Annotated in this window: 16 protein-coding genes; 5 read left to right on the top strand and 11 right to left on the bottom strand. The window is 38.2% G+C overall.

Going from position 1 to position 16,808, the window contains the following annotated elements:
* Window positions 1–35: 35 nt before the first annotated feature.
* From LW137_RS00080 to fliF, 9 genes are read right to left on the bottom strand one after another with little or no spacing between them, the layout of a single operon-like run.
* Window positions 36–218, bottom strand: coding sequence for a DUF5408 family protein (locus LW137_RS00080; RefSeq protein ID WP_233032393.1), 183 nt, complete (start codon window positions 216–218; stop codon window positions 36–38).
* The gene (locus LW137_RS00075) at window positions 208–972 is read right to left on the bottom strand and encodes a metal ABC transporter solute-binding protein, Zn/Mn family (RefSeq protein ID WP_233032392.1); all 765 of its coding nucleotides are present in this window, start codon (window positions 970–972) and stop codon (window positions 208–210) included. The genes LW137_RS00080 and LW137_RS00075 overlap by 11 nt, the downstream gene beginning before the upstream one ends.
* A complete protein-coding gene (locus tag LW137_RS00070) occupies window positions 969–2,282 on the bottom strand; it encodes a C40 family peptidase (protein ID WP_233032391.1) in 1,314 nt (437 codons plus the stop codon). The genes LW137_RS00075 and LW137_RS00070 overlap by 4 nt, the downstream gene beginning before the upstream one ends.
* Window positions 2,266–2,607 (bottom strand): arsenate reductase family protein, encoded by a 342-nt coding sequence (locus LW137_RS00065; protein WP_233032390.1) that lies wholly within the window; start codon window positions 2,605–2,607, stop codon window positions 2,266–2,268. The genes LW137_RS00070 and LW137_RS00065 overlap by 17 nt, the downstream gene beginning before the upstream one ends.
* Complete coding sequence (locus tag LW137_RS00060) at window positions 2,585–3,034, bottom strand: low molecular weight protein-tyrosine-phosphatase (protein ID WP_233032389.1); 450 nt, start codon at window positions 3,032–3,034, stop codon at window positions 2,585–2,587. Before LW137_RS00060 ends, LW137_RS00065 begins: the two co-directional genes overlap by 23 nt.
* The gene (gene dxs, locus LW137_RS00055) at window positions 3,031–4,869 is read right to left on the bottom strand and encodes a 1-deoxy-D-xylulose-5-phosphate synthase (RefSeq protein WP_233032388.1); all 1,839 of its coding nucleotides are present in this window, start codon (window positions 4,867–4,869) and stop codon (window positions 3,031–3,033) included. The genes LW137_RS00060 and dxs overlap by 4 nt, the downstream gene beginning before the upstream one ends.
* Window positions 4,869–5,672 (bottom strand): FliH/SctL family protein, encoded by an 804-nt coding sequence (locus LW137_RS00050; RefSeq protein WP_233032387.1) that lies wholly within the window; start codon window positions 5,670–5,672, stop codon window positions 4,869–4,871. The genes dxs and LW137_RS00050 overlap by 1 nt, the downstream gene beginning before the upstream one ends.
* Window positions 5,656–6,687, bottom strand: a complete 1,032-nt coding sequence (gene fliG, locus LW137_RS00045; protein ID WP_233032386.1) for a flagellar motor switch protein FliG — start codon at window positions 6,685–6,687, stop codon at window positions 5,656–5,658. The genes LW137_RS00050 and fliG overlap by 17 nt, the downstream gene beginning before the upstream one ends.
* A gap of 3 nt (window positions 6,688–6,690) precedes the next feature.
* Window positions 6,691–8,415 carry a flagellar basal-body MS-ring/collar protein FliF gene (gene fliF / locus LW137_RS00040; RefSeq protein WP_233032385.1) on the bottom strand — a complete coding sequence of 575 codons (1,725 nt, stop codon included), beginning with the start codon at window positions 8,413–8,415 and terminating at the stop codon, window positions 6,691–6,693.
* A gap of 124 nt (window positions 8,416–8,539) precedes the next feature.
* On the opposite strand from fliF, the gene LW137_RS00035 reads away from it, so the two are divergent.
* Complete coding sequence (locus LW137_RS00035) at window positions 8,540–9,922, top strand: phosphomannomutase/phosphoglucomutase (protein WP_233032384.1); 1,383 nt, start codon at window positions 8,540–8,542, stop codon at window positions 9,920–9,922.
* Between the two features lie 147 nt (window positions 9,923–10,069).
* On the opposite strand, the gene LW137_RS00030 is transcribed toward LW137_RS00035, so the two are convergent.
* Together LW137_RS00030 and hisS are read right to left on the bottom strand one after the other, a co-directional pair.
* Window positions 10,070–10,804, bottom strand: coding sequence for an NYN domain-containing protein (locus LW137_RS00030; protein WP_233032383.1), 735 nt, complete (start codon window positions 10,802–10,804; stop codon window positions 10,070–10,072).
* Between the two features lie 2 nt (window positions 10,805–10,806).
* The gene (gene hisS / locus LW137_RS00025) at window positions 10,807–12,117 is read right to left on the bottom strand and encodes a histidine--tRNA ligase (protein ID WP_233032750.1); all 1,311 of its coding nucleotides are present in this window, start codon (window positions 12,115–12,117) and stop codon (window positions 10,807–10,809) included.
* Window positions 12,118–12,209: 92 nt separating this feature from the next.
* Between hisS and waaF the strand changes: the two genes are divergently transcribed.
* From waaF to LW137_RS00005, 4 genes are all read left to right on the top strand, one after another.
* Complete coding sequence (waaF, locus tag LW137_RS00020; RefSeq protein WP_233032382.1) at window positions 12,210–13,214, top strand: lipopolysaccharide heptosyltransferase II; 1,005 nt, start codon at window positions 12,210–12,212, stop codon at window positions 13,212–13,214.
* Between the two features lie 89 nt (window positions 13,215–13,303).
* Entirely contained in the window at window positions 13,304–14,101 is a 798-nt protein-coding gene (locus tag LW137_RS00015) for a ferritin-like domain-containing protein (protein WP_233032381.1), read from the top strand.
* Window positions 14,102–14,148: 47 nt separating this feature from the next.
* Complete coding sequence (locus tag LW137_RS00010) at window positions 14,149–14,661, top strand: NanQ anomerase/TabA/YiaL family protein (RefSeq protein WP_233032380.1); 513 nt, start codon at window positions 14,149–14,151, stop codon at window positions 14,659–14,661.
* 392 nt (window positions 14,662–15,053) lie between these two features.
* Window positions 15,054–16,808: hypothetical protein (locus LW137_RS00005; RefSeq protein WP_233032379.1), on the top strand; the 1,755-nt coding region annotated here is incomplete at its 3' end.

Here is a 16,808-nt window from a genome sequence, read left to right as displayed (position 1 = left end):
TATTTTAAATCAAAACTGCTATTGTATAAAAACTTTTATTTTGTCGCTTTTAAAGCTTCTATTTTTTGGTCAAGAAGATGGATTTTTTGATCCATTTTTGCCGTAGCATCAATTTGTGTGAGCAATACAGAAATCAGAATCAGTCCCAAAATCAAGAGGATAAAAAGACTTAAAATTGAAATTTTGACAGCGCGTTTTGCAACCTTTTCACTTTCCATTTTTTTCTCCAGCAATAAATTGAATAAAATCACGAATCATTCCATCCCAATCTTCCCTAAAAGGATCGATTTCAACCAAGTGTTTAGGGGAAATTTGATATTTGGAAACAATGAGTTTTTTAGGATCAAAAGGGGTGATCAAACAAAAAATCCCTTTTCTTTGTTTGATATCCTCCAAAAGCATATATTCTAATCCCAATTCCACAGAAAGCTTTTGCCACACTTTCTGATAATCCACCACGGGCTTTTTGTGATTGGAAGCCATTAATTCTTTTTGAATCTGTAGATAAATTTCATCTAGTTCTTGCAAAAAAAGCTCAAGATTTTTCTTGTAGTATTGCGCATTCTTCAAATCAATCACACGCAATTGATATGCAATCTCTTGAGCGATCCTTTTTGCTCCCTCAAAACTCAACCAATCATAACACACAGGACTCCCACAATCCCCAAAATCAACTTTCAAAATTCGCAATGAAGGATGTGATCGCTCAAAACGAGGAAGCCACTTTTTTTCATAAGGAATCCCAGCCATCACCAAAAGCTTAAGGTTTTTAATCTGTTTGACTTGATCAAAGTTGATTTCATAAAATTTAGGATTTCGTTGAGAAGGGACAATCTTAATGATCTCAACAGAATCCCCTCCAATTTTTTTTACAAAAAATGCATAAGGAGATAGACTAACTCCTACTTTAATTTTAAATTCATCTGCTCCTACCCACAAACACAGAAAGCAGAATAAAAAAAAATTTTTCAAGGAATCTGACCCTTAAGATAAGGAAGAAGTTGATTCATAATACGCACACGATCTCCAAGGCTTGGACTTCCAAACAAAATCCCATTGTATTCTTCTGCAGGCGTTAGTGTTGTAATCACTACTCCACCAAGCTTATGCTCTTTTTTCTCCCACAAATTACTGCTTTGCACACTCCACCCACTATGAGCAACCATCGCCCTACCCTCTTGATCCTTTCCGATATAGAGCATAATATGGCCCTTAAGCCAAAGGATAGTGGCAAAAGGAATAGCATTTTGCAAAATCATAGATTCTTTTTGAGGGAGCTTGAGAGAATCAAGGCCAATCTGATGGTTACCATATTGGGCTTGTGCATATGAATTCCTTGGAAGATAAAGCCCAAAATTTCCAAAAATATCTCTAATAAAAGCCGAACAATCTCGACTTTCATACATTCCACCCCAACCATATTTTTGCCCCACCAAAAGATTGATGTAATAAGCAACTGCTTTTTGCGAAAAAGCTTGCGGGAAAGAATGAAAATCTGAAAGATCTGCCGTAGTTTTTGAGATTTTAAGATTCCCTGATGATGTTCTTTGAAAAAGCAACATTTGTTTTTTATCATCAAGCATAAAGAGCTTACCCACACGCATCTGAGTTAAATATCTTCCCTCTTTGTCTTTGATGGATTGCGTATCATTATTGGGCATAACAAAAGTTTTAATATTGAGCAATTCTTTTGCTTGTGTTTTTGAAACAAGCGCAAGATCTGCAACCTCTACCCATCCATAAACAAAATTAGTTTGAATATGCGCATATCTTCCGCTCACATCATAATGCGTAATCAAAACAGGCGTTCCATAAAAAATCAAAGAATTTTGCCAACGATCAAAGGGATAGCCATTGGGCTTAGAGAATCTCGGCCTCATCGTTGGGACTGCACGCACATTAGTATCTTTGATCACTAATGCCATTTGTGAAGCACTAGGATATTTTTTAATCTGCATATTTTGCAAAATACCCTGTGTATATTCAAGTGTATTTGCCTCCAAATTTTCTCCATATCCTGGATACTTTTGAAGCGAGCCTTGTATCCAAAATACCTCTTGGGTATTGGGATTGGCAACCATCCCTGAGAATGGAGCAAAAAACTCTTTAAGGTAAGTGTTCTTTAATTCCTGCAATATTTCAGGAGTTTGAAACTCTTCCATTTCTTGAGCGTATATCATTGCATCTTGAGGTCTTTTGAGATCTTCAAGTGATGAGGTTTGATTTTCTCCACATCCCCAAAACAATAAGGTCAAACACAAGATACTAAGAAAGCTTCTCATACTCTTCCCTGCTAAATCCAAACAAAAGCTGATGATTTTCACACTCAAGCACAGGCCTTTTGATCAAAGTCGGATAGGCATGCATATACTCAATTTTTTCTTCCAAAGAAAGATCTTTATCTTTCAATTGAAGTTTTTTATAAGTCGTTCCTCTTGAGTTAAGCACCTGATTGATTCCAGCTTTTTCAACCCATTGCGCGATCACTTTTTTCTCTGGAGGAGTTTTTTTATAATCAATAAACTCATATGAAATATGATTTAAATCTAAAAACTCTAATGCCTTTTTAACTGTTCCACAATTTTTAATACCCCAAATCTTTATCATCTAATTCCTTTATCAAAACCTGAAGACAACTTTCAATCATAGAAAAGATCTTCTCAAATCCTTCCAATCCAACATAATAATAGGGATCAGGAATATCCAAACCATTAAACCCAAAATCTCCTAGTTTTTTGATTTTCTTTTCTTCAAAACCCATTTTGAGCAAATCTTTTTGATTATTTGAATCAAGAGCAATAATCAAATCAAAACTATCATCTTCTGGATATCTCACTGGACGACTTTTAATATGAGAGAGGGAAATATTATGCTTTTGAGCAACCCAACGACTCCCTTTACAGGGAAGACTCCCGCGATGATAGCCACTTGTTCCTGCCGAATCAAAGAAATGTCTTTTACTCATAGATTCTGCAATCCCTTGAGCCAATGGAGAACGACAGATATTCCCCAAACAAACAAACAAAACTTTCATGCAATTCTTTCTTGTATCACTTGTGCAATCTGAGAAGGAAGAAGTCCCAGCATTTCCTCAACTCTTTCTGTTCTCCCATGAGGAACAAACATATCCTTCACTTCAAAACTTGTTATCACCTTGCAAATTCCCTGACTTGAGAGCATTTCCAAAATAGCACTTCCCACTCCCCCCTTTTCATAAGTATCGCTCAACACAAAAATATGTCGATGTTCTTGAATAAGAGGAGTTAAACCCTCTTGATCTAGGGGTTTGCAAAATCGCAAATCAACCAAAGACGCATCTATCCCCTCTTTCAGCAAAATCTCTCTAACAAAGTGAGCTCTACCCACTCCATTCCCATATCCTATCAACAAAATATTTTTAGCATCTGAAAGATGCAAAAGCTCCATCTTCCCCATTTCAAACTCTTCTTCAGAATAAATTGCTTCTTGCAACATAAATCTTCCTCTTGGAAACCTCAAAGCACAAGGAGCATTCTCAATCTTGGAAGCAAAATATAGAGCTTTTTGAAGACTTGCATTATCTCTAGGTGCAAAAAGCACCATATTTGGGATTGAGCGTAAATATGCAACATCAAGCAAACCCTGATGCGTTTCCCCATCTTCCCCTACAATTCCTGCTCGATCCAAAATAAAACGCACAGGAAGAGATAAGATTCCCACATCATGGACGATCTCATCATAAGCACGTTGCAAAAATGTGGAATAAATCGCAACAAAAGGTTTAAATCCCATTTTAGCCATTGCTGCCATTGAAGTAACACCGTGAGCCTCAGCGATTGCCACATCCCAAAAGCGATGCGGATAAGTCTCCATTAAAAGATCCATTCCTGTTCCACTTGGCATCGCAGCAGTAATTCCAACAATTTTTTCATCTTTTTCTGCCATTTGCAAAAGTGTTTGAGAGAAGACTTTTGTTGGTGCGATATTGCCTGAAGTGCTCAAGCTCTCACCACTATGCAAATCAAATGGCGTCACCCCATGCCATTTTTCATGTCTCCCTTCTGCATTCTTATAACCCTTTCCCTTGATCGTTTGGGCATGAATAATGACTGGAGCCTTCATTTCTTTAGCTCTTTTGAGTGTAAAAATAATCTCCTCTAAGTTATGCCCATCAATGGGACCGATATAATTCAATCCAAGTTCTTCAAAAATAATACCCGGTGAAATCAACTTAAAAGATTCTTCAAACTTACGTGCCATATATGTCGCACTTTGGGGCATTCTACTCAAAATCTTTTTCATTCCCCCCTTTAGATTTTGACAAAAAGGACTTGCAATCATCTGCGATAGATAGCGACTAATGGCGCCAATAGGCTTACTGATACTCATTTCATTATCATTTAAAACAATAATCATTGGATACTTTCTCTCACCCAATTCATTAAGCGCTTCATAGACAAGTCCCGCACTCATTGCCCCATCACCAATCAATGCGATAGGAATCTGATCGCTTTGCTGAAGCGAAAATGCTTTTGCACATCCAAGAGCTAAAGATATTGAAGTTGAGCTATGACCAGCAATAAAAAAATCACATTCAGATTCTTTGGGATGAGGGAAGCCACTCATTCCTCCAAATTGACGCAAATTTTCAAACTCTTCCCATCGTCCAGTTAAAAGTTTATGTGCATAGGCCTGATGCCCTACATCAAAAATAAATGGATCTTTTTTGCAATCAAATACATGATGCATCGCTACAATCAAATCTAACGCCCCCAAAGATGGGCTTAAATGCCCACCCTTTTGGGATACAACCTCTAAAATGCGATTGCGTAATTGTGAGGCGATCTCTTCAAGCTTAGAGGGATCTTTAATCTCTTCTTCAAAAAGCATCACTCATAATCCCCTATATCCAAAATACTACGCTTAAGATTTTTATATCTTGCAGAAATGCTTCCATCAAAATGCCCATCTGCACTTGAGACAATCACCCCACCACGACCTACTAAAAGATCTGATTCTATCTTTAGATTTTTCATTGATGATAATTTTTCTTCCAAATATGCACAATCAAGGGGATGAGCCTTTAAAATAATATGTGCACTTTTTTCTAATGGCTTAAGCAACTCCTCTGCGATCAAAAAAGCAATCTTTGAACTCTCTTGAGTAACCTCTTTTAAAATAACTTCTTTAGCCAAATCCAAGGCTATAACACTCAAATCATCACGGATTTTTTGAACTTGCTCTTGAAATAAAAGAGCGTTTTTTTCAAGCTGATCAATAGCAAGAATCATCTTTTCTTTTTGAGAATCTATCTCAGCCTGAAGCTCCTCTTTTGCCTTATTTTCTCCTTCGAGTTTTCCTTGCTGATAAGAAGCTGATTTGATTTCATCAAGCATTGCTGGATCAATTTGATTTTGCTTTTGTAAAAATTCTTGCAAAAACTCTAGTTTTTGAAAAATTTTTTGATTTTCTTCAAGTGTTTTATTGAGCTGTTCTTGTAGATTTTCGAGCCCTTCGACTTTTTGATGCTCAGGATGAGAGGGAGTATAGATTCCACTTTCTTCCATAGAAGGGGCGATTTCTGCCTCAAGCTTTTTATCAATACTTCTAAATTCATATTTTTTAATCACATGTTTTGTGTGATCTTTTTCTGTAATAAAGTTATTTCCTTCAATACTATTCAACAAACTCATCTCCATCACCTATTTGAATTAACCCCTGCTCAGCTAATGCTTGAACCACTTCTGCAATCTTTCTTTGTGCAGCTTCTACATCTTTGAGTTTCACAGCTCCCAAAAACTGCATTTCTTCCAAAAATTGCTCAGCAGCTCTTTGAGACATATTGGAAGTGAATTTTTCTTTCAACTCATCTGTTGCTGTTTTCAAAGCCAAGCTCAACTCTTTTTTATCTACAACCTTAAGAATCTCTCTGATTGCTGTATTATCAAGCCCCAAAATATCATTGAAAGTAAACATCATTTCTTTGATCATACTAGCTAGACCTTTATCGACTTTTTCGATGTGCTCAATTGTGGTTACAGCAGCCTTTTGTCCCAGCTTATTAAATACTTCAGCCACAGTCCTTGGACCACCCACCTCAATCTTATAACTCGTCAATGCATCAAGACGATTTTCTAGTACTGTTGAAACTCTCTTAACGATGCTGGGTGAGATATCCCCAAGATTTGCCATTCTGATTGCAATCTCAGCCTTTACATCATCAGAAAAATAAGAGAGTGTTTGAGCAGCGCTTGCTGGATCCATATGTGCCAAAATCAAAGCCACGGTTTGAGGATGCTCATTGATGATAAAGTTGGCAAGCTGTTGGGGTTTGACTTTTGTGAGATAGCCAAAGTTCTGTGAAGTCTGCATTGTCTTGCTGAGCTTATCAATGATCTTTTTGGCTTCATCATGTCCTAGTGCCTTAGTCAATATCTCTTTTGCATAATCAAATCCGCCTGTGCTGATATATTGATTGGATTGCAAAATAGCAAAAAACTCTTCCAAAACTGCAGCACCAATCGCACGATCTGCACCATTCATAAGAGCAATATGCTTTGTAACCTCTGTCACCGCATCAGTATCAAGATAATGCAAAATATCACTTGTGATATCCTCTCCCATCTGTAGCAATAAAATTGCGATCTTTTCAGACATTGAGAGATCATCAAATTCCGCTTTTTGTCTTGGTGTCAAATTTACCGCCATACTTTATCCTTCATAATCTCTTTTTGGATTTTCTTCCAAGCCCAACTCATCAATGATCAACTTTTGAAACAAGGCAGCAACTTCTTGAGGCTTTTCAGAGATCATATCGCGCATACGCTCCACCAAAACATCATACTTAATATCTTCTTCATTAAATAATCCATCTCCGGATAATTGCTCCTCCACTCTTTTTCGCATTTCGCTGAGTTTAGAATCTCCCTCCTTAACCTCTTCTCCTTGAAGCATTGATTCTAAAAGCTCATCGTCATCTTGCTTATCTGCAAGCATCTTTTCTGCAAAAGGAGCGATAATTTTTCTATAAAAGACATAGGCAATCAAAAGCACGATAAGGTATTTCAAAACTGGAATAAAAGGATCTGCATATTTTTTGACTTCTTGCATCACCAAATCCCACTTATCTCGTGGCTTAAAGCTTTGTGTCGCTCCATTGAGCTCAAAATTGCTCACACTGATTTCATCTCCTCTTCCACGATCAAAACCAACTGCTTGTCTTGCTAGGGCGTTGATCTTTTCCATACTCTCTGGAGAAAGTGGAATATACTTCAATCGCTCAACTCCATTTTCTTCAGTTTTTTCATAACTACCATCAACGACAACAGCCACACTTAAACGCTTCAAAACACCAAATTCACCCTTAATCTCACTGACAGTTTTTCCAACCTCATAATTAGTCGTATTTGTAGATTTTTCATACTTCTCTCCCCCTTGATTATTAAGCCCCTGAACTGGACCGATATTGCTCACAACACCTGGGACCCCCCCTACTTCTTTGGGTCTAAGCCCCTCCCTCTTTTCTTCCAAACTCTGCTCGCTTCGGACGACATTGTTGGGATCAAAGCTTTCTTGCGTACTTTTGGTTTGTCTAAAATCAAATTCAGCTGTGACTTTTGCCACAACACGATCTCCTCCCCCTACAATAGGAGATAGGATATTGACAATTTTGTCTTCTAGGGTTTTTTCATAATTTGTCTTATAACGCATTTGCATTGCGATGATTTTGGAAAGCTCTCTAGAATTATGCTCTTCAGAGTTTTCTCCCAAGATTTCGCCATTTTCATTGACGATTTTAACATTTTCTGGAGTGAGCTTTGAGATGGCCGCAGAAACAAGATTTTTAATCCCCATCACTTGAGAGGGAGAAAGAACCATATTTTCTCGAATCTTTACAACAACAGAAGCTGTGGGAGGCGTGTCTTTACTAACAAATACCGATTCTTTTGGCATTGCAATATGCACGCTTGCATTTTCGATTGGCACAAGTGTTTCAATCGTGCGCGAAAGCTCTCCCTCTGTAGCTCTTAAAAATTTGATTTTTTGATCAAAATCTGTAGCACCAAAATCTTTAGTGTCAAAGATCTCAAATCCAACCTTTGAACTTTTAGGAATTCCTTTGCTTGCTAAAGCGATTCGTTGCTCATACACTTGAGCTTTGGGGACCAAAATAGTGTCTTCATTGGATAGCTCATAAGGAATTTTATTTTGTTGTAAATGCTGGACAATCAAAGCACTATCGCTTGGATCAACTCCCTCAAATAAAACAGCATATCCTCCCTTTCCACCTCTTTGATTATTTGCAGAAAACACAACCAAATAAGCAATAAAAGCGATGATAGCTAACGCGATACCCAAAATAACAAATTTTTGTTTTTTGTTAATTTTGTTATTATAAATCTCTCCAATTTGCCTTAAGACTGCCCCTATGTCCAATGTTTCAACCTTAAATTTTTTTAAAAATACTCGCTATTTTAGCCAAAAAACTTTATCCTCCCCACTTCAAAAATTTTATAAAATTGTAGTTTTTAGCTTTTAAATTTTAAGGAGAAATCCAACGATGAGCAAAGACCATATTTTTCGAGAATACGATATTCGAGGTATTTTTCTAACTGATCTTGACAAATCAACCGTTGTGTCCATCGCCTATGAAATCGGAAGATTACTTAAGGATCAGGGCGAAGATTCAATCTGCATTGGCTATGATGCTAGAACACACTCTATCACGCTTTTTGAATGGCTTTCTCTGGGCTTAGGAGCCAATCAGATTCAAATCTATGATTTGGGATTGATTCCAACACCTGTTGCTTATTTTGCAACCTTTGATACTAGCCTGCAAACACGCAACTCGATTATGATCACAGGATCTCATAATCCCAAAGAATACAATGGCTTTAAAATCACTCTTTTTGGAAAACCCTTTTATGGAAAAGAGATTCAAAAACTCAAAAAATCTTTGATTCCCTTTGAAAATCTTCCCTTGATGCAAACTGCAACGATTCAAAAAACAACAATCTTGCAATCCTATATCGATTTTCTTACTCAGCATTTTCAGTCTCTCAAAAATTTTCCTCACAAAATCGCCATTGATTGTGGGAATGGCGTCGCAGGAATAGGCATCATCCCTGTTTTAGAGAATCTTAATATCGATTTTGTCGCGCTCTATGAAAAACCCGATGGAGAGTTTCCCAACCATCACCCAGATCCAAGCGAAGAAAAAAATCTTGCCGACCTCAAACAACTTATGAAAAATCAAAATATCCCTATCGCTCTAGCCTTTGATGGAGATGCAGACAGAATCGCTCTCCTCACAAGCCATCATTCCTACAAAGGCGATGAGCTTGCAATCTTGTTTGCTAGACAAATCGCTAGAGAAATCGCACCTCAAACCCCTATTATCATCGGAGAGGTGAAATGCTCTCAAGTTATGTATGATGAATGCAATAAGCTAGGGAAATCCGTGATGTATAAAACAGGTCATAGCAACCTCAAAGTCAAGCTCAAAGAGCTCAACGCCTCTCTAGCTGCAGAAATGAGCGGGCATATCTTTTTCAATGATCGCTATTATGGTTATGATGATGCAATTTATGCTGGATTGAGAGCTTTAGAGCTCTTTTTGCATAGCAGTGTGCAGGCAGTTGAAGAGGAAATCTTTTCTCTCCCTCAGCTTTTTTCTACAGCAGAAGAAAAAATCCCCACACAAGAAGAGAAAAAATTTGCAGTGATTGAAGAGTTGATTTGCAAACTCAATCACCCTCCCAAAGACTTCCCCCCCATCCTTGATCTTATCACTATCGATGGAGTGCGTATCATTTTTGAAGAAGGGTGGGGACTTGTGCGCGCAAGCAATACAACGCCTGTTCTTGTCACACGCTTTGAAGCCAAATCAAAAGAAAAACTCCAAGAATACAAAGAGCAGATCCTTACGCTCCTTAATACATAAGAATCCTCAAGAACTAAGCAAAACGCAAATACAAAAATTTGTGTTTTGCCATCTTTATAAAAATCAATTAAGCAAAGCTTAACCAACACTTTTACTTTGGAAACTTAAAAAAGCAGTGCCTTAAGATTTTTGGCACTCTATAAAGAGCTATTTTGCTCTTCTAGAGTAATAATGACGCTTTTTGGGGGTGTATTCTACAAACATCACCTTATTGTCCCTTCCCCCATAAGTAACCTCAAAATGTTCATCCAACGCTCGAAACACCTCCCCCCAAGTCTCTCTTCCATAACTTGATGCACTTTTATAATAATGATCCTTTAGCCAAATCCCCACACGCGAAACCATTGACTTGCCATCTTCACCCATTGTAGATTCTGTAGCTTGTCTCAAAAGATTAATGAGATAGCGATTTGAAGAAAGATCCTCTTCTTTATCTCTTCCCACTTCTTCAAAACTTGTAAAAGCATTTCTTAGAGATTCTCGACTTTTGGCCTCACCAAAGCCAATCGAAACAATCCCTCGGGTGCGTATCTCTTGAGCTAATGGGGCAAAATCACTATCGCTTGTAACCAATGCTATACAATCCATACGTTCAGAAAAAAGCGTATTCATCACATCAATAGCGATTTTTATATCACTTGAGTTTGTTTTGATTCCATTTCCTGTGATGAGATGCACAGGCTCAATAGAATATTTAGAGAGCCATTCATCCCAACCCCTCAAATCATTCTTTCTCCAATCACCATAAGCTTTTTTGATACAAATCTCACCAAACCCCTCAAGTCTCTCCATCACCTCAGAAATCAAACGATGACTAATATTCTCACTATCAATAAACAAAGCAACTTTTTTACCTCGCTCTTCTCGCATCTTTTGTGACATTTCTACTCCTTACAATACTCAAGCACTTCTTGCAAACCAAGCTGACTATACTGCTCTCCACTTTGCATATTCTTCAAACTCACCTTTTGTTCCCTTGCCTCATCTTCTCCAACAATCACGACATATTCAAACCCCTTAGAATCTGCATAAGAGAAGATTTTTCCTAGCTTAATGCAATCAGGATAGACCTCACACCCAACACCTTCTTTTCGCAATTGCTGTGCAAAGGCCTGCACAAAGGGCATTTGCTCTTTCTGCATTGCAAGAGCAAGAATCTTGGCTTTTGTCTTTTTGGCTTGCATTTTTCCCAACTCCTCAAGACCAGCCAACAATCGATCAAGCCCTACACTTGCCCCTACCCCACTCAAATCCTCTTTGCTAAAAGTTTTTGTCAAGTGATCATATCTTCCGCCAGAACACACACTTCCCAAATTTGGAAGATCCATCAAAATCGTCTCATAAATGATTCCTGTGTAGTATCCAAGTCCTCGTGCAATAGAAAAATTAAACACCCAAGAATCTTTAGGAAGATCCAAAGCTTTTAAGATCCCAGCAAGCTCTTCTAGCTCAGAAATTGCTCCCAAAAGTGTCGTATTGTATTCTTTCAAAAATGCGATGGATTGAAAAAACTCATCAACCCCTCCATTTTGCCTAATCCCCACAAGCTTTAGCAATTCCTTAGCACAATCTTGAGAAAATCCAAGAGTTTCAATCAACTCTTTTTCCACTCCATCTTTTCCGATTTTGTCAAGCTTATCGATAATTCTCAAGGCTCCATTTATTTCTTTGATTCCAAGAAATTCGCAAATCCCATTCAAAATCCCTCGATGATTGATTGAGATTTGAAATCTCCCCACCTCCAAAGCCTGCATAATCGAAGCGATCATTTGCAAGATCTCACTATCGCTTGCGATACTCTTACTTCCAATAAAATCAAAATCACATTGTGTAAATTCCCTATATCTCCCCCTCTGAGCCCTCTCACCTCGAAACACATTGCCAATCGCATAACGCTTGAAAGGCATAGGAAGAGTATGGCGATGTTGGGAGACAAATCTTGCTAGCGGGACAGTTAGATCAAATCTCAATGCCACATCTCTCCCACCATGATCTTTAAAGGCATAGAGCTCCTTTTGTATTTCATCGCTTCCTTGTTTGATCAAAACATCAGCATACTCTAGATGGGGAGTCTCAATAGGGACAAATCCAAATCCCTCAAAAACAGTCACAATCTTTCTTAGCAACTCACTCTTAGCAATCGCCTCTTGAGGCAGTCGATCTTTAAAACCACTCAATGTCCTTGCCTGAATCAACATTTCATCATCTCCAAATCAAAATAAACCGCAATTTTACATAAGCTATAAAGTAAAATGACGCCCTTAATCACAAAACAACAAGGAAAGATTTGAAAATTTTACTAAGGCTTCCAACTTGGCTAGGAGATGCCGTGATGGCAACCCCTACGATTGAGACACTTCGATCTCATTATCCCCAAGCATCCTTTACATTTGTAGGGTCTCCTGCAAGCATTGGGATCTTTGATCGTCCATCACAAGATCACCTGATCATCGATCAAACCAAACAGTCCAAAAATCGCCTTTGGGCGACCTATAAACTAGCCCAAGAGATTGGCAAACACGATATCGCCATCACTTTTCAAAACAATCTTCCCTCTGCTCTTCTTTTGTTTTGGACTAAAAGCACGCAAAGGATTGGCTATGCCAAAAATCTTCGCTCCTTTTTGCTCACACATGCACTGACACCCCAACCCAAACTCCATCAAGTCAATCGCTATCTCCATCTCCTAACACCTCTATCTATCCCCATCCCCCCTCACCCCAAACTTCATCTCAAATGTCACCCACACCCCAAGAGTCAAAAAATACGCATCGGAATCAATGCAGGAGCAAAATATGGGAGTGCGAAGAGATGGTGTGAAGCATACTTCATCGAAGTGATTGCCTATCTTTTGCAAAAAGATTATGAAGTGATTCTCTATGGTGGAAAAGATGAAATACAAGCCAATCAACGCATCACAAGCGCTATCTCTTCTCTAGCCCCCACACATCAACTCATCGACCTCACAGCCAAAACAAGCATCCCTACCCTCATCGACAGCATCGCTTCACTTGATTTATTCTTGACAAATGATAGCGGACCGATGCATATCGCCTCAAGTCTTGGAATCCCCCTTATAGCGATCTTTGGACCCACTGACTACAAAGAAACATCACCGTATAATACAGATTCTCCACAACTCATCCTAAGCAAGCATCTCTCATGCTCGCCTTGCATGAAAAGAGAATGTCCTCTCAAACATCACCAATGCATGAAACTCATCACACCCGATGAAGTCATCAACAGGATAGAAAAACTATTGGATTCTAGGGAATCAAAAGATGAATTTTAGCAGTCTAATATATGAAGTGATTATTTTTGGGCTTATCGCTCTTATTTTACTCTATTATCGCTCTAAGTTAAAAGACTAAAGGAAAGCCAATGCAAGAAAACTTTTTTGCCCTTCTTGAAGAGATTTTACACACCCCACAAATCTCTAAGCGTTTTGCACTCTTTGAATCTCTCCTATCTTCCCTCTCCTCCCTTTGCCTTGATCATACTTACACTATCCGCCATATTGGCTCTCCTATCTATCAAGGAATCTGCAAAATCGTCCATCCCACCAAAATTTCACGCCCCAAAATACTCAAAAATGATACTGCAATGGCCTCTTTCCTCCACTCTATCGCTCATATCGAATACTCTGCGATCGATTTAGCCCTTGATGCAAGCTATCGCTTTAGGAATCTTCCCATGGAGTTTTATCTCAACTGGATTGAGGTCGCCAAAGAAGAAATCCAACACTTTCAGATGCTTCGATCATTATTGCAACGCATAGGATTTGATTATGGGGATTTTGAAGTGCATAGCAATCTTTTTGATGCGATGAAAGCCACTCCAATCTTTGCTGATCGGATGGCTTTGGTGCATCGAGGGTTAGAGGCAGGGGGATTGGATGCCAATCCTTTCGTCGTCCAAAAGGTTTCCAAATCTTCTCATCATCTACGCGATGAGATTCTTCAAGTGCTTCAAGTGATTTTAAAAGATGAAATCTCTCATGTAAGCAAAGGGGATAAATGGTGGAAATTTTCCAATGATTCGCGAAGCTTTGAAGAGATCTTGCGACATTATTCCTACACCCCTCCCAAAATCCTCAATACCCAAGCAAGACTTCAATGTGGCTTTTCTCCTGATGAGCTATCTTCCTTGCAAAACTTTCATCTTCCCCATTCAATCTAGACAAAAGCCTGCTAAAATCTCTCCCAATACATCACTAAGGATCTAAAATGGCAATTTTTGGAAAAATCGATGACCTCTCCCCACTCTTTAGCAAAACAGAAGAACTCGAATATCTCTATCTTCAGATCTGCTCTCTTTTTAAGCCAGAGTTTTTATCTCGTATCCAAACCCTCAATGAAGGAGAAAATTTTGAAACTCCTCTAGAATATGGAATGTTTTTCATCACACATTGTTACAAACTAAAACCCGAAGAAAATGGCTTTTTTGAATCTCATCAAAAATACATCGACTTTCAAGTCGTCCTTGAAGGCTTTGAACGCTATCTGATCGGGGACAAAGGATCTTTCACGCTCCAAACAGCTTATGATCCTATCAAAGACTTGGAGATCCACACACCCATTCAGCCACTCAGTCATCTGATCCTAAAGGCAAAAGAAATGTGTATCCTTTTCCCTCAAGATGTCCATGGGGTGGGAATCGGGACAGAAAAAGAGATCGGACAAAGTGTCAAAAAGGCGATCTTCAAAGTCCCTCTAAGCCTCATCAAACACCGCTTATAAAGAGATTTTTAATCTCTTCTCTCTCTATCTACTATAATTTATTTCAAAATTTTTAATCTCTAATGAAATCTTCTCTAATCTAATATTTTTTCTAAAAAGAAGAAATTTATTTTTTAACTTTTATTATCTTTTTTATAAACATTTATATTTCATTAAAGTTCTCTAATGTTTTTCTTTGGTTTCCTTGAGTTTTTGGCTACAAATATCTCTGTCAATCTTCTCTAGATCCTCTCTAGAGATTCTCAAATGACACAAAAATTCAAGGAGATACAAATGAAAGCTTTTAAGAAAACATACAGGGGGGGGGGACAAAAGGTTGGTATAAACCACTCATCGCTTCTACTCTAGCACTCACTCTAAGCAATGTCGCTCTTGCAGAACAATGGTGGAATGTGGGGAATGCAAGTCAAAGTGGCGCTTCACAAGATAGTTATTTTGAAAATAGTGGACTCACCTACAAGGGCGGTGCCGATGGGACACAAGAAGATAAATTCGGAACAATCATTTCAACAACAAACAATTCTTATGGAATTGTTTTTAATACAGAGAATGGCAGTCAAGCTACGATGAAGGGGGATTTAGTTTTTTCTGCATATAATAATAATGGGGCTGATAGAGGAAGCATCTATGGTATTCGCATCAATACCAAAGGCAACACTCTTGTAAAATCCAATGGAAAAACAATCAAAATCCAATTCCAAGGACTTGCACCCTCTTCTGGAAATCCCAATGCCAAAAGCTATGTGATGAATAACAATGGAGGAGAATTCACTCTTGGAGAAGGGATCTATATCCTTACAGGGACAGAAGATAAAGGATCAAATGATCGCGTCGCTATTCTCAATAACCAATGGAGCTCTAAAGTCAATGATAAAGACAACTATAGAAATTCCAACAACTACCTTTTTGAAAATGGTTCGAGCACGATATTTTCCAAACTCTCTGATGCAAGCAAAGATAATGCAGGCATTCTCACTTCTGGAGCAAGTGTACATACCAACTTTGAACTCACTGGAGGTAGTCAAGTCACATTCAAAGAAATCAACACTTCAAATCCTTCATCGAGCAATAATAATAAACAATCTTATGGAATCTACTCTAATGCCGAGGGGAATTTCAATCTCAAGCTCAATGAAGGTTCTACTCTGACTTTTGAAAAAATCATTGGAGAATCTTATGCTCTAGGGATCTTGCAGGATTCTGATGCATGGAATTCAAAGCATATCCTCAAAGATTCAACCCTTCATTTCAAACATATTGAATCTAATAAAAGCGGAGCAGAAGGATTAACTAATCGAGGACAATACACTCTCTATGATCTTTCAAACTCTACCATTCAATTTGATCTCCTTAAATCTGGAAATGGAGCAGTAAAGGGAATTACAACTGGATCTAAAGATGGAACTTTTTATAATCTTTCTAATAATTCTCGTCTTATCTTTAATAAGATTGAGGGGAATAGAACAAATCCTAATGGCTATGAAACAGCTGTTGCAATGTATTTTAATAAAAATGCGAATTTCAATCTTGATTCCTCTTCTTACATTCTTTTCAAAGAAATCACTTCTAATGACTGGATGAGCATCATTTCACTAGAAAATCAAGCCAATGTGACGTTTAATGGAGGAAAAATCCTCTTTGATCAAATCACAAGCACTTCAGAACGGTCATCGATTGAATTAGTTTCTTTAAAGACTGGAACTATCACTTTGGATAATCATGCTCAAATCCTCTTTGGAAAAACTTCTATTGAAAATGATCAGAATACAAATGGAAATGTGCGTGGAATTGTCTATAGTGGAACCATCTCAGGAAATGGATCGATTATCTTTACAGATAAAATGGCTTATACCTCTCTTGCTTATGATAATTCTAACCATACCCAAAACTTCTTCAATGGAGCCAAGATCTATGCAGACAGTGTAAATCTTACCCTCTTAAGAGCAGGAGCAAATGCTACTCTCAATGTCAATCTTAACAATGTCTTCTATGGAGGGACACTCGAAGAGGGAGCAAAACTAGCCGTGACAGAAGGAAATAGAAATCTCAACCTCACCATGGGAAATGGAGCTAAACTTGTCTTAAACTCAAGAGATGTGAAAAGCGCTCAAGTGGATCTAGGTGTGATTGACAATCTCAAAGGGTTG

It is taken from the genome of Helicobacter kayseriensis (assembly GCF_021300655.1).
GTDB classification, from domain to species: domain Bacteria; phylum Campylobacterota; class Campylobacteria; order Campylobacterales; family Helicobacteraceae; genus Helicobacter_G; species Helicobacter_G kayseriensis.
Note: the sequence above shows the minus strand (reverse complement) of the source record. Positions and strands in the feature narration are given on the sequence as shown.